This window comes from Cognatundibacterium crateris (genome assembly GCF_010078235.1).
In the GTDB taxonomy this organism is placed as follows: Bacteria; Pseudomonadota; Gammaproteobacteria; order Burkholderiales; family Burkholderiaceae_D; genus Undibacterium; species Undibacterium crateris.
Window position 1 is genome coordinate 71,856 of sequence record NZ_JAABOS010000009.1, and the last position, 14,356, is coordinate 86,211.

General features: G+C 49.8%; 9 protein-coding genes and 1 pseudogene. 8 read left to right on the forward strand and 2 right to left on the reverse strand.

The window, feature by feature from the left end:
• The first annotated feature begins 300 nt into the window (after window positions 1-300).
• Window positions 301-975 (forward strand): GntR family transcriptional regulator, encoded by a 675-nt coding sequence (locus tag EYB48_RS15840; RefSeq protein WP_162021350.1) that lies wholly within the window; start codon window positions 301-303, stop codon window positions 973-975.
• Between the two features lie 74 nt (window positions 976-1,049).
• Here EYB48_RS15840 and ylqF read toward each other — a convergent pair whose 3' ends face one another.
• A complete protein-coding gene (gene ylqF / locus EYB48_RS15845) occupies window positions 1,050-1,982 on the reverse strand; it encodes a ribosome biogenesis GTPase YlqF (RefSeq protein ID WP_162021351.1) in 933 nt (310 codons plus the stop codon).
• Window positions 1,983-2,642: 660 nt separating this feature from the next.
• Between ylqF and EYB48_RS15850 the strand changes: the two genes are divergently transcribed.
• The 7 genes and pseudogenes from EYB48_RS15850 to EYB48_RS15875 all read left to right on the forward strand — a co-directional run bounded on the left by EYB48_RS15850 (window position 2,643) and on the right by EYB48_RS15875 (window position 11,608).
• Window positions 2,643-4,973, forward strand: coding sequence for a DUF6531 domain-containing protein (locus EYB48_RS15850; protein WP_162021352.1), 2,331 nt, complete (start codon window positions 2,643-2,645; stop codon window positions 4,971-4,973).
• Window positions 4,970-6,397, forward strand: coding sequence for an RHS repeat protein (locus EYB48_RS15855; RefSeq protein ID WP_162021353.1), 1,428 nt, complete (start codon window positions 4,970-4,972; stop codon window positions 6,395-6,397). Before EYB48_RS15850 ends, EYB48_RS15855 begins: the two co-directional genes overlap by 4 nt.
• A gap of 69 nt (window positions 6,398-6,466) precedes the next feature.
• Window positions 6,467-8,854: an RHS repeat-associated core domain-containing protein gene (locus tag EYB48_RS15860; protein ID WP_162021354.1), complete on the forward strand. Its 2,388-nt coding sequence runs from the start codon at window positions 6,467-6,469 to the stop codon at window positions 8,852-8,854.
• Window positions 8,855-8,860: 6 nt separating this feature from the next.
• Window positions 8,861-9,418, forward strand: coding sequence for a hypothetical protein (locus tag EYB48_RS15865; protein ID WP_162021355.1), 558 nt, complete (start codon window positions 8,861-8,863; stop codon window positions 9,416-9,418).
• A 187-nt stretch (window positions 9,419-9,605) separates the two neighbouring features.
• Window positions 9,606-9,701 (forward strand): annotated as a pseudogene (locus EYB48_RS19545) (RHS repeat-associated core domain-containing protein); the annotation flags it as partial.
• Between the two features lie 98 nt (window positions 9,702-9,799).
• Window positions 9,800-11,014 (forward strand): pyridoxal phosphate-dependent decarboxylase family protein, encoded by a 1,215-nt coding sequence (locus EYB48_RS15870; RefSeq protein WP_162021356.1) that lies wholly within the window; start codon window positions 9,800-9,802, stop codon window positions 11,012-11,014.
• A 261-nt stretch (window positions 11,015-11,275) separates the two neighbouring features.
• Window positions 11,276-11,608, forward strand: coding sequence for a hypothetical protein (locus EYB48_RS15875; RefSeq protein WP_162021357.1), 333 nt, complete (start codon window positions 11,276-11,278; stop codon window positions 11,606-11,608).
• 98 nt (window positions 11,609-11,706) lie between these two features.
• On the opposite strand, the gene EYB48_RS15880 is transcribed toward EYB48_RS15875, so the two are convergent.
• Entirely contained in the window at window positions 11,707-14,355 is a 2,649-nt protein-coding gene (locus EYB48_RS15880; RefSeq protein WP_162021358.1) for a S53 family peptidase, read from the reverse strand.
• Window position 14,356 lies beyond the last annotated feature (1 nt).

Sequence of the window (14,356 nt, forward strand, 5' to 3'; positions counted from 1 at the left end):
GTTAATATATTAATGCTATCGGGCATCAGCATACCTGATAGTCTTGCTAAATAGCCAGAACAGCATAACTGCCTGCCAGCCTTACCAACATAATCAGACCTAAGGCCCCACAAATCGGGCTACAACTGCGCTCCCGCAACAAGAATGCCGGGAAATGTGCATCTCTACGACATCTCATCCTTTTCTATGAGCATGAAATGCAAATAATTGAAATTGTATTTTTTTACAAGGTAAAATCCCCGTTAAAACCAAGGTGCAGCTCCTGAGCCGCTAAAAATTGGTACATATGAGGGAATGAACATGCTCGTAAAACAAGAATTTGTACCTGCTAACGCACCAAAAATGCGGGCAGCCGACATTGCATACAATGCAATTGAAAGCATGATAGTGAAACTCGAATTGCGCCCAGGCGCACCTGTAGTGGAAGCCGAGTTAGTAGAGAAAACCGGCCTCGGCCGCACCCCATTGCGCGAAGCGCTGATGCGCATGTCTTCCAACGGCCTGATCGTGCAGATGCCACGCCGTGGCCTGGTGATCAGCGATATTCATGCCAGTGAGTATATGAATGTGATAGCGACCCGGCGCGTGTTAGATGGTCTGATCGCGCAGCAGGCAGCCCAACTCGCCAGTGCGGAACAAAGAAAAGATATGCTGCTCTGGGCTGATAAAATGCTCATCGCAGCCAAATGCCATGATCTGGGTGCTTACATGGCGGCCGATCAGGCTTTTGACATCATTGTGCATGAAGCTTGCGGTAATCCCTCAGCCGTCCAGGCGGTGGTACCGCTGGTCATACAATGCCGCCGCTTCTGGTATGCCTATCAGCATGCAGGCGATGTCGAGGAAGGTGCGCGTTGCCACATGCTGGCTGCCAAAGCCATTGCCAAGGGCAATGCTGAACTGGCGGTCAAAGCCAGTCATGGTCTGATGGATTATCTGGTCAGCTTTGCCAGCGAAGTCATGGGTAAAAAATAACACGGGCCGCAAGCAATGCCGGAGCGTCGGAAGTCTCCCACGCTCAGCGTGGCGCCGGCGAGCATTGCGCAAACTTACTCGCTTTCTGGCTCCTGCTCTTCCATCCCTGTTTGCACGCTCTTGCCCTGCCCCAGCAACACTGGTGGCACATAGGTCGCGAGCAAATGCGCACGGCTGGCCGGCGTTTCCAGGCTGATACGACCCAGCGCGCCGCTGCGGTAATCGAGCAGCAAAGTATGCGACGCTTTTTCAAAATCGAGGTCGCCGCCTTTCAGTTTAAAGCCGCGCTTTTTAGCAATGCCTTCCACCACGGCGACACCATCCATGCCTTCGAGCTGAAAGCCATAGCGGCTAACCAGTGATTGCGGATAGTGCTGCAATAACAGCTCAGCCAGGAAAGTCGCAATCTCTTCCTCGATCAGCGCATTAATGCCGATTGCATGGCTGGCAGCCAGCATCAGACCATCGGTCGGATGCTCAATTTTCGGCCACAGCATACCCGGTGTATCAGTCAGTATCATGTTCTTACCAAGATACAGTCTTTGCTGGGTCTTGGTCACCGCAGGTTCATCACCCACATTCGCCACCCGCTTTTTGAGTAAGGCATTCATCAGCGTGGATTTACCCACGTTCGGAATACCCATGATCATCATGCGTAAAGGCTTGGTTGGCACGCCGCGATGTGGTGCCAGCTTGAGCGCAAAGCCAGGCACTTTAGCCACATCAGCCGGTTTCTTACAGCTCATCGCCACCGCAAACACATTTTTCTGGGCATTGAAATAATCCAGCCAGGCCTTGGTCGCCTGCGGATCTGCCAGATCGGCCTTATTCAAAATCTTGAGGCAGGGACGCTGGCGAAAGGTGCGCAACTGCTCAACCATAGGATTGCAACTGGCCTGAGGGATACGTGCATCCAGCACTTCTATCACCAGATCGGTACTTTCCATGGTTTCCGCTGCCTTCTTGCGCGCAGCGTTCATGTGACCGGGGAACCATTGTATGGACATGCTTATTCTTCTTTTTGCTAAATCAAAGCGATATTGTACGGAAGTATGCACAGCTTATGCCTAAAAATTCCGTACAGCATGGTAAATCAGGCGGATTGCGGGGTGTAGCTGCCATGCCCATGCGTTTCACTCATCGCAGACGGAGTAAAAAAGCAGCAACCCACTCACATTTATCCAGCAAATATCAGCTTAAGAGCAAATCTTGCAAATTATCAATATTACATCAATATTGAAATAAAGTTAAATGAACTATTTTACAACAGAGCACAAAACATTCAGGAGTAATTTATCGAAAAAGCAATTTCCTTGAAATGACTTACTTTGAGTTTTACACATCGTATTGACAAGACTTTGGAAGAGATGGTTGATCTGCATCGGTTCAAAAATGTTCATACCGGTCAGACGTTGGTGTTCTAGAAGAGCATTACTGCATTGCCAGCAAGACCAGTGTCTGTACAAAGTCGACTTGTTTGCTGATCGCCATTATTAAAAAGGAATTGCAATTGAAATCCTTGCTCTTCACTTTATTACAGATTTTATCGGTGTCCGTTTTTGAGAAAACTGAGATTTCATGCGCCTTTCAAACCAACAATTACATTTCTGACACAGCATCCGCTGCTAACCAATTGAATTTATTCGATTTTTAACCGGGAACTAGTGATGTTGAATATCTCCAAACTAGCAACAATCCTTTTATTATTTTTTTCGGCTAACAGTTGTTTTTCCGATGAAGTAATCCTGCCTGATACTACGCCTAGAATTCCTCAGACGCCGGGCTATCCCCCGGGAGTTTGGCTGATTTCGCCTTACCGCGCTCACGGTTTGCCAAATGTAGGTACCGATGGGTTTTATTCGGCGCAATGTGAGGCGATGCAGATTGCCCATTGTGGGGATTCTCCTACTTGCAAAGTCTTTCCTCCAAGTAGAAATGATGGAGATGGCGGTATGAGTGCCGGGTGTCCAATGGACACTTATCGTGATGGACGAGAGGGGTCTGCAGGATTTAGTTGGAGTATAAATTATTCCTGCCAGAAAAATTATTCTTGGGATGAAACGTTAAAAACGTGTGTAAGAGCACCTGAGCTGTCCAAAGATTCTGGCTCCCCACCATGCGGGAACAAAAAAGCAAACCCGGTGAATGCCGCTGGAGGAAATAAATTCCAGGAGGAAGTTTTGTATGAGGGGGCCGGAAATTTTCCTCTTCGATTTTCAATGTTTTATAACAGTGCTCAGTTTAGGGCAAATATCACCGGTTTCACTGTATATCCGCTTTGGAGAGATTCTTATGAGGGGACGCTGGAAGAATATGTGGAGGTAGTGGCAAGAGGAAATATGGGGCTGTTTTTTGTTGAAAAGGTGCTCATGATTCGACCAGATGGCACAAGAATTGTTTTTGGAAAAAAAAATGGGATGTGGGTTGCGAATGGCAATGTCAATGGGAAATTGACACATGAAAATTCAAAAGAGAATGTATGGAAATATGTTAATGATAAAGGTGATGTAGAGACTTACTCCGGAGGGTGGTATAGCGTTGCACTTGATGCCGGATCAAAGGAATTGAAGCCGTGGATGCATACCTATCATTATTTAACTTCAATTGAGACAAAGAATCATTACCGTATCAATATTGAACGTTCTTCAGAAGGGCAGTTGGCAAGTGTTAGCGATTCATTTGGAAAACAGTTAACGTTTCAGTCTAAAAATGATGGCAGAGGTGTAATTTATTTGATGAAAGATCCTGCCGGTGATGTAACGGAAATAATGTTTGATATACCGAGCAGATTGACAAACGTGTTATTTCCTAACGGCAAAAAGCGACGCTACATTTATCAAGATCAAGAGCGAAGTTTTGGTGCACCTTTGCTGACTGGTATCGAAGATGAGAATTCGGCAAGGTTTGCAACGTGGTCGTATACTTACTACGGTGATGTCTGGAACGGTGGTTTATATGCGAGAGTTTCATCAAGTCGCCATGGACTTGATGCTGATGTTTTTGAGTTTGGCTATCTGGATGATGGTTCGACTTGGGTAACTGACCCTCTTAAGAGCAGCAGTCAACTAAACTTCCAGAGATATTCAGGTCGCAACTATCTTACTACGCAAAGTCAGCCTGCAGGGAGTGGATGCGCTGCTTCTACGAGTACATTAGCTTACGATTTCAACGCAAATATTGTATCTAAATCGAATTTCAATGGAACAAAAACCTTATATGCGTATGAGTCGAGAAATTTAGAAGTTGAGCGAACAGAGGCTTCAGGTACACCACAAGCAAAAACCACCAGTACCTCATGGCATCCCACATATCGGATTCCGGTTCAAATTAATGAGCCATTACTGCGTACGACTTTTGTCTACGACGACAGTGGTAATTTGCTTTCAAAAACCGAGCAAGCGACTTCTGATGCCAATGGTAGTAAGGGCGCGGCAGCTGAGGTTGTTGGCATTCCTCGTGTTTGGAACTATACCTACAATTCCTTTGGGCAGATGTTGACGGAGACTGGCCCACGAACAGATGTTGTTGATAAAGTTACTTATACTTATGATGAAAAAGCTAATCTGACCAGCATCACCAATGCGGCTGGACACGTCACCTCGTATTCGAATTATGACCCACATGGCCATGTCGGTACTATCACTGATCCGAATGGCTTAGTCACTACGCTCACTTATGCGCCGCGTGGATGGCTGACTAGCCGAACTACCACGGGTGACGGAGTTCTTGAGACAAGCTCATACACTTATGATGGCGTAGGTCAAATGACGCAGGTCACACTTCCTGACGGCAATAGCGTGAGTTACTCCTATGATGACGCCCATCGTCTAATCAAGATTACAGACAAGCTTGGTAACAGCATCAACTACACGTTAGATGGTATGGGAAATCGAGTTAATGAGACAGTTACGGATGTCAGTGGTAACTTGAAACGTCGCGTCACACGCATTTACGATGCACTGAATCGCCTTCAGCAAGTGACAGGAGGTGTGCAATGAAATCCTCAACCTCAACAATGTACCTGACTGGGCTTGCCGTGGCTGCACTCAGCCTGACAGTACAAGCCCAGACACCTGTTCAGAACACGACAATTCTGTATGAGTACGATGCCTCGGGTAATCTCACCAAAACCACCAACTCACTGAATGCGTCAACACGGCAAATATATGATCCGCTGGGTCGCCTACAATCCCAAATCAATGCAAATCAGCAAACCACCAATTATGTGTACGATGGACAAAACCGCCTGATTCAGGTTACTGATGCGCGCAATTTGACGACAACCTATTCGATTGATGGGCTTGGCAATCAGCGACAACTTAACAGCCCCGATACAGGCACAACCATCAACACAGTAGATGCTGCCGGGAATGTGATCAGTAGTACGGATGCCAAAGGACAGACTACCCGATACACTTATGATGTACTCAACCGTATCACAACAATTACTTATCACGATGGAAAAATCTGCAGTTACAGCTATGACCAGGGAGCGAATGCCAAAGGACGTCTGACCCAGATCAGCGATTCTGCCGGAACCATTCAATACATCTATGACGCCCGTGGTCGCCTGTTAACAGAAACCCGCACCATTGCAGCCGCTCGGATCAACAGCGTGACGCGCTATCAATATGATGCTGGTGGACAACTGCAAAAACTGACTTATCCCAACGGGCGAATACTGACTTACACACGTGACAGCATGGGACGTATCACCCAGGTTGATACGCTGAAGGATGGGATGAATCTGACCCTGTTAAGTCAGGTGACCTATCAGCCATTTGGCGGGGTAAAGGGCTACATCAATAGCGCCGGACAAAGTTACCAACGAGGATTTGATCTGGATGGACGCGTCAGCAGTTACACCCTGAATAACGCCCGACAGCTTGTCAATTATGATCCGGCCAACCGCATTGTCGCCATCAATGATGCGATGGATAATCAACGGCAGACCAGCTACGACTATGACAAAACAGACCAGCTGACCACCTATCTCACCCCACAGGCCAATCAGAATTTCACTTACGACCCGGTTGGTAACCGCAGCAGCAAAACATCAGGCACAAGCACCACTAACTATAACTATAGCTCCACCAGTAATCGTTTGATTCAGATAAATGGCGGCCAGACGAGCAATATCAGCATAGATGCAAATGGCAGCATAACCAATAATGGGAATGCCCAGCTCACCTATGATGTGCGCGGTCGCCTGAGTAGCGTGACAAGCTCCGCCGGGGTAACCACCTACCTCGTTAATGCACTTGGTCAGCGAGTACAAAAGATATCGTCCGCTGGTACGGGTAACAGTATTTCTACCGTGTATCACTATGATCAGAGCGGCAAACTCATCAGTGAAAGTACAGGGCTGGACAGTATCGACTATGTTTATCTTGATGACATACCGGTAGCCATCCTTAAGTGACGTACCAATGATGCGTATCTCTGATACGACATCCGTTTATCGCACAATACGACTACAGATAGGTAAGGTATGAAACCATCCAACTTCCTTTGCACCCGTTTAAGAATCGACACAATCATCAGTGTAAGCGCGTGTGCCTTGCTGGCTAGCACCCTGTTCTTCATGCATCTGCCAGCGCTTGCACAAACAAGTCCATCACCTGTCGGTTCAATATTCAACGTGTTTTCTGGTGGCAGTATCGTATTGGGCGACCGCGTAAACACGCAGGCATATTGCAACTTCAGCTTTTACGACAGCCCTACACTGAACGTCAGCAAAAGCACTATGTTTGGCAGCACTGTATGCAAAAGCAAGCCTGCCAGTGGTGAGGCGGCTAACACAGTGACTGCGAGTGGAAACAACGTTCAAAAGCTAAGCTTGCCACCATTCCAGGCAAGCAGCAGCCCTCTGGATGTGAACTACGCAAACAGCGCCCAAGTCCTTGTCAATGACGGTAGCCGCACACAACAAATCAACGGTAACGGTCAACTGAACGTCATCAGTGCCGGACAAAGGCTGCGTATCAGCAAAGCCGGTAATGTAGTCACACTCCCTGCCGGTGAATATGCCCGGGTCAACCTGCAGGTGAACGGCATTCTGCACTTTCAGTCAGGCAGCAGTGCTACCCGTATCAAACAACTCAATCTTGCCAACTGCAATGGCATGAGTATGGAATTTGAACCGGGCGACTATTACATCGACAAGTTGACGATACAAACCGGGTGCCATCTGACTGTCATGCCGCCAAGTGCTGGCAGCGGTAGTCGCGCTGACGTCAATTTTTATCTGAATCAAGCATTCACGCTGAATGCCGGACCCACCTGCTGGAATATGAGCCCGGGCACTTGCAACAGCAATATCGGCATTCCCGAAATTCAGGCACAACATCCAGAACGGCTCAAACTTTTTGTATATCAGGGAGACTTCACAACCTACCAAGGCGCCAAACTCGCTGCCGGTCTTTATGTTGCGCAGGGCGCAGCTAACTTCGTTGGTGCCGGAAATTCTGCCTTCATCGGTGAGATTTATGCAAACACCATCAGCACCGCCAACGGTGGCCCTACTGCGTATGCCTATCGCCCTGTATTTACCGCTCCGCCCCCACCTACACCGCCTGTTGTCAGTCTTCAACCCACACCGCCCGGTATCACCTATATCGCTCCTGCGACGATCACACTCGCCGCCAATGCGAACGCAAACGGGGCAAATAATGCGATTACCCAGGTCCAGTTCTTTCAGGGAGGCAGCCTGATCGGCAGCACAACGGCACCCACCAGCCCGAATGGAAGCACCTACAGCATCGTCTGGGACAAGGTTCCAGCCAACACTTACAGCATCACCGCCAAAGCCACTGACAGCGCAGGCAATACCAGCACCAGCTCGCCCCTGATCATTAACGTCATCAATAACAACCCACCTGTCATCAGCCTGACGGCCAGCCCGCTCAATAGCGCGGCCCCTGCCAGCATTACCCTGACTGCCAATACCAGTGACAGTGATGGCACCATCAGTAAAGTGGATTTCTTTAACGGCACAATTAACATCGCCAGCCTGACCCAGCCGCCTTTCACCACACAATGGAATAATGTCCCTGCAGGCAGTTACACTCTGACGGCGACAGCCACGGATAACCTGGGTGCCAGTACCATCTCATCACCTGTGACCATCACCGTCACCAGCCACGTAGCAAAAGTGTTTGATATCCACACCGATCATCTCAACACCCCCAGAGTCATCACGGACAGTAACGGCAACCCAGTCTGGCGCTGGGACGGTGCTCCCTTCGGAGAAACCCTGCCAGACGAGAATCCACAAAAGACAGGCAACACCAGTAACTTTGTTTTTAACCTGCGCTTTCCGGGGCAATACTTCGACCGCGAAACGAATTTGCACTACAACTATTTCAGGGATTATGATCCGCAGACGGGGCGGTATATTCAGAGCGATCCGATTGGCTTGGATGGAGGGATGAATACTTATGGGTATGTGGGAGGAAATCCTGTCGAAAATACTGATACGTTTGGGCTCGCTAGCCAATGTTATACAGGGCTGGGGGCGTTAGGTAATTTGGACTTGGGACCAATCTTTCATAGCTACTCTAAATACACTGACTCAAAAGGCGTTGTTCAGAGAGTGGGCTTTGGCCGTGATACAACAAATGACTCTATTGCAAAAAAAATAGCGGGGGTCGCACTTTTAGTTAAAGGTTCCATCATAAAAGGGGAAGAAAATATAAATGAAGAAGGCGCAAAATGTACGCCAGATGACGGGAATAAGTGTATGGATAAATGTCTTGAGAGGATCTGGACGGAAACTGAAAATAATTTACCCAAATATGGCTGGATATTCGGCTCAACTTGCCAAAGTGTGCAAGCTAATATTTGGGCAACTTGTCAACGTCAATGCAGTAAGAGGTAATTCAATATGTCCACATTTTCGATATATAGACTAACTCGGTTTGCAGTAATTCTTGGACTTGCGTTTTCAATATTTAGCGTAGCAACAAAAGCAAATTATTTTTTTTCCGCATACCTGTTTTTTTATGGCTTTTTAATGTGGTTTTTGTGGGTCATATGCGTGTTTTTTTCAGAGGAGCGTCACTCGTTAAGAAAAATTGTGAGCCTTTGGATGATAGCGAATATATCGAATTTATTATTATTTTTTTCTTTCGCAGGACGAGTAAAAAATTGGGCTCATTCTCAAGGAGTTGAGATCATTGTTGTTGTTTCGTATTTTCCGGTAGTTTTTCCCACTGCATTACTAATTAATTTTTTGCCAGAGGAGCTTGATAAAACTTTCAATTTATTTTTTGAATCGACTATCAGAGAATTTGGTGATGGTGCTGGCGATGCCTTAGGGATTTGGCTAATTGTTTTTATTATTGCAATAATTCAATCTATCGGAATTATCCTACTGTCAAGGCTTTTTACCTACTTGCTCCGCGCGGTTAAATCACATATTCGTTCGCATGATCTGCAGTAATAACATTGATTTGTGCGATTGATCTTTACCTGCGATGCATGGAGTAGGGTGTGTCAGTTTAGGCTTAGTTCTCGTGTAAAGCGACGCGATTATTATATGAGTAATTTTAATTGCATAATACTAGCTTACTCAGCTTTGACAGTCGCACCTCACGTACCAAAAAGGGTTTGATATCCACACCGATCATCTCAACACCCCCAGGGTGATCACGGACAGTAACGGCAACCCGGTCTGGCGCTGGGACGGTGCTCCCTTCGGAGAAACCCTGCCAGACGAGAATCCACAAAAGGCCAAGATCAGCAGTCACTTCATTGCTAAGCTGTATCCTGATTTCAGTATTTGCGCTTAAACTGAGATTCGCATGGCAAATAAGGTAAAGATATGGACATAGAGTTCGCCGTCAATCCGGAAGGATTGCATAAGGCCATAGACTTGATGAGTCATCATTTCGACAAGCCGGAAGTGTTCAATCTACCGGTACAACTACCGGAGCTGGGAATGGGTTCCGACGCTGTGCTGAACGCGTTAGCGCCTTGCATCCTTGGCGGAGCAGCGCGTTTAGGTGAGGCCGGTTCTTTTGCCCACATGGACCCACCTACCCCATGGATAAGCTGGGCAATGACGCTGTGGAACGCATCGCTGAATCAGAATCTGCTTCATCCTGCGACGGCACCTGTCGCTCGTCAAATGGAGCAGCAGGTTTTGGCATGGCTCGCTCCATTTTTCGGCATGAACGGTGGGCATATGACGCCAGGTTCGACTGTCGCTAATTTGACTGCTTTGTGGTCCGCGCGCGAATGCGCAAGCGTTACGCAGGTGATTGCATCAGACGGGGCCCATCTCTCCATCGCGAAAGCAGCGCATATCCTGGGCCTCAACTATCTGAGCGTGCCTACAGACGCCAATGGAGCTATGGACCAGACGCTATTGCCGGCCGATCTGAGCAAATCCGCTTTGGTGCTCACCGCCGGTTCAACCAGTACCGGTGCCATCGACCCGTTTGTGTTGGCGGGACGGGCAGCCTGGACCCATGTCGATGCCGCCTGGGCAGGTCCGTTAAGACTCAGTAAGCATGCGCATTTACTGGGTGGTATTGAGTCGGCAGACTCTGTTGCCATCTCGGCGCACAAGTGGCTGTTCCAACCCAAAGAATCTGCGCTCGTTTTGTTCAGGGACACCGGGAAGGCCCACGCTGCGCTTAGCTTCGGCGGCGCGTATCTGGCGACTCCCAATATTGGTGTGCTTGGCTCGCATGGCGCAACTGCTACAGCCCTTTTAGCCACACTGCTTGCATGGGGGCGTGAAGGCGTTGCCCAGCGCATTGAGCACTGCATGGAGCTTGCGTGTTGTCTGAGAAATTTTATTGCGACTGACGAGCGGCTTGAACTGTATGCTGAACCGCAAACAGGTATTGTTGTCTGGCGGCCCAAAAACGAAAACGCGTTTGACTATGTCATGCAGCGCTTACCCGTTGGATCAACATCAACGACCTCGATTTCAGGTAAGCGATGGTTTCGCAATGTAGCGGCCAACCCAAGTGCGGATATTCATGCCCTGATTGCCAATATTGATCGCGCTTTAGCTGAGCCTGCTTAGGCAGAGCGCAATGTCCTTCATCGCAAAGCAAGGTCAACTTTCGCAATGATCTTGGATAGGCGAGCGCAGAACTTGACGTAAAGCGGTTTACTCTCTTGGTGTTATGTGGATAGTATTCCACAACACAGATTTGTTTTTTTTCTTACTTTAATTCTTACTTTAATTCCTTACCTAGCCCAATTGACAGGAGCCACAATGCGATTCAGTCAGCTATTCGGTCACACCCTTGCTATTTCCCTTTGTACTTGCTGGAGCCTCGCGATGGCGCATGCTGAAACGACCTTGAAAGAACCGGCGACTGCCGCTGATCAGCAGTTAGTGAGTGAGATCCAGCGCCAGCTTGGCGCTTGCTTTACGACGGTCGGGGTGCAGGATACTTTTCCTGTTATCGCTCAGTTCCCAACTGATAAAGAACTCGCGATTATTACGCTGATGCCGCAAACCGGGCCCAGAATTTCTGACAGCTATCACTACACACTGGCGATAGACAAGGCACGTAAGCAGCTGTACATCAAGCAAATCGGGGGTATCGGCGGTCTGCAAAAAGTCTTCGGGCCGATCAAAGTCGGTACCACTTGTCAGCCTAAGTCCTGAGAAAAACTAGCCACGCCACAAACAAAAAAAGACGGGATCAGTGAACCGATCCCGTTGGCTGAAACTATTGAACGATCAAGCAACTATCAGGTAATTATTTACTTCGCCGTAATCGTGATCGGCATCGTGGTGCTGGTGGTGCGGCCGGTCGAATCAGTCACCGTGATTTTCAAGGTGTAGCTGCCTGTGACCGCTGCTGGCCAGATCGCGGTGATATTCAGTCCACTCATAGAAAAGCCCATACCGAGTGGTGCACCGGAGATAGAAACCGAGACCCAGCTGGCGCCCGGTGCCGAGATCGCAATCACACCACTGACAGCTTTACCTGCCACACCAGTGATCGCTGGCGCACTGACCGTCAGACCGGATGGCGGCGCTGCGGTAATCGTAACGGTGTACACTGCCTGACCCGACAAACCGGTTTTGCTGTCTTTTGCAATCACTGTCACCTGATAAGTTCCGACAACAGGTGCCGCCCAGCTCACCACACCGGCGCTGCTGATGCTCATACCTGCCGGTGCACCTGTGAGGCTGTAGCTCAGTGGATTTACCGATGAGGCAGAAACTGTGAAGCTGAGTGCAGTACCCACTTTGCCTGAGATGGACGCAGCGGTCACTACCGGTGGTGTTTGCGCGGTAATGCTGACTGACATGACGCCTTTACCAACCAGACCTGTTTTGCTATCGGTTGCTATCACTGTGACTGAGTAATTACCCAGTACCGGACTGGCCCAGCTGATCACACCGGCAGCGCTGATACTCAAACCAACTGGTGCGCCAGTCAGACTGTAAGTCACAGGATAATCCGAGCTGGTGGTGACGGTATAACTGAGTGCCGTGCCCGCTTTACCTGCAATCGTGGCGGCAGTTACGACAGGAGCAACTGCTGGGGCGATGGTCACGGTGTAGACAGCTTTTCCGACCAATGCTGTTTTAGTGTCTGTTGCGTTCACAGTCACGGCATAGGTACCCGCCAGCGGCGTCGCCCAGTTGACCACACCCGCCGCGCTGAACGTCATACCGGCAGGCGCACCACTCAAGGTGTAAGTAACCGGATTAGCAGCCGTCGCCGATACGGTAAAGCTCAATGCGGTGCCAACTTTGCCGCTGATCGCAGCGCCAGTCACCACCGGTGCAGTGGCTACCGTGCTGCCACCCATCAGTGTCACGAAATCAGACACATTCGGCGTTCCAAGGCCAGTCAACTGATCATAGCCAGACTTCGCTGTACAACTGCCACAACTGCCATGTGAGCCGCTGGTCACATCAGCAAAGGCTTTTGCATAATTGCCCGGTACTGCAGCCTGCTGATACAGCGAGGCATGCACCGCACCCAAAGGGGCTTTCGCTGTCAGCGCGCGGCTGGCGTTGGTCACCGCCACGATACCTGCCCACTGTGGTGTCGACAGACTGGTACCACCGGCACTGATCCAGTTGACCGTAGCACTGCCAGGATTAATCACGGCGACATACTGACCGGAATTGGGGTCTGCATTCATGGACACATCAGCCACAGTACGGCGTACTGGCGTACCCATCCCCGGGACTGCTGCTGTCTGGTAGGACGGTGTCGCAGTATAGGCACTGACGCCACCACCAGTACCGGACCAGGCCAATTCAGAGCGCCGGCCAGTGCCGGAATAATTGAGCGTAGTGCCACCTACCGCCACGACTTTGGATGAGACGGAAGGCCAGTTCACTTGCGTTCCATAATCGCCGGTCGCCGCCAGATAAGTCATATTGGCAGTGCCAAAGACAGCATCGACTGAAGCAGTCCAGCTGCCTTCGACCGCACCAAAGCTCATGGACACAGCACCGGGGCCCATTTTATTGGCCAGTGCAATTGCGCCTGTCAGGCTATTGATGGAGGCATCCGGCGCTTCAATCAAAACAATTCTGGCAAGCGGGGCAATCGCATGCGACCACTGCACATCCAGCGCGATTTCAGTGGCCCAGCCTGAGTTATAGGCCGGTGCCGCCGCGTTCATGCCTCCCGCCGCGTTGGCATACACCACAGAAAATTCGCAACCAGTGGTCGGTGCAGTGGGTAAAGGCAGGCTGGCAGTAGTCGCGATAGTTTTCACGGTACAGGCGGGCAAGCCAAATTTCTGATTGAAGTTATTCAGCTCAGACACGATGTTAGGGTCGTGATAGGCATTCACGATGTAGATCGTCTGCCCGGCACCCAGTTGGGCCGCTTGCGCCGCTGTTAAGCCGGTCAGGCTGGCTGGGATAGCTGCCAGGTTGTAGGCAGCACGCACCTGTGCCGGGGTATAGGTGCTGACCGCGCCAGTCGCCATCGGTTTCAGTTCTGCGCTGGCAGAACTGTTGGCGTTAGTGCTGGCATTGAGTTCAAAACTGCGCTGCGCACTGCGGATCTGATCTACGGTCAGACCTTTGGGTGACAAATACTCGGTTGATACTGGAATCGCCTGCTGGTGCGCTGGCATCAAGGCAGTGCGCTGACTGGCATCAGCATCCAGATCGCCTGGTGCTTCCAGCAAGACCGGCGCAACATGGAAGGTCGGTGTGGCGAGTTGATTGGCAGCTTCAGCCGGAACAACCGCCAGTTCAGCCTGCAAAGTGGTGGTGCCGGTCGCAATCGCTGCAGGTGCTGCGCTGACGGCGGTGTTTTGAGCAATTGGCTGACTGCTGTCACCACAAGCTGACAACATCAGCATGACACCGGAAAAAATCACTGTCCGCGAAAAAACCGGGGAGTGGCTGGCTGTTTTAAGAATATGCATC

What these genes read in the sequence shown, in the direction of transcription:
- EYB48_RS15855 (WP_162021353.1), top strand. Translation starts at nt 4,970, where the DNA reads ATGAAATCCTCAACCTCAACAATGTACCTGACTGGGCTTGCCGTGGCT.
- EYB48_RS15865 (WP_162021355.1), top strand. Translation starts at nt 8,861, where the DNA reads ATGTCCACATTTTCGATATATAGACTAACTCGGTTTGCAGTAATTCTT.
- ylqF (WP_162021351.1), bottom strand. Translation starts at nt 1,982, where the DNA reads ATGTCCATACAATGGTTCCCCGGTCACATGAACGCTGCGCGCAAGAAG.
- EYB48_RS15875 (WP_162021357.1), top strand. Translation starts at nt 11,276, where the DNA reads ATGGCGCATGCTGAAACGACCTTGAAAGAACCGGCGACTGCCGCTGAT.
- EYB48_RS15840 (WP_162021350.1), top strand. Translation starts at nt 301, where the DNA reads ATGCTCGTAAAACAAGAATTTGTACCTGCTAACGCACCAAAAATGCGG.
- EYB48_RS15880 (WP_162021358.1), bottom strand. Translation starts at nt 14,355, where the DNA reads ATGCATATTCTTAAAACAGCCAGCCACTCCCCGGTTTTTTCGCGGACA.
- EYB48_RS15850 (WP_162021352.1), top strand. Translation starts at nt 2,643, where the DNA reads ATGTTGAATATCTCCAAACTAGCAACAATCCTTTTATTATTTTTTTCG.
- EYB48_RS15870 (WP_162021356.1), top strand. Translation starts at nt 9,800, where the DNA reads ATGGACATAGAGTTCGCCGTCAATCCGGAAGGATTGCATAAGGCCATA.
- EYB48_RS15860 (WP_162021354.1), top strand. Translation starts at nt 6,467, where the DNA reads ATGAAACCATCCAACTTCCTTTGCACCCGTTTAAGAATCGACACAATC.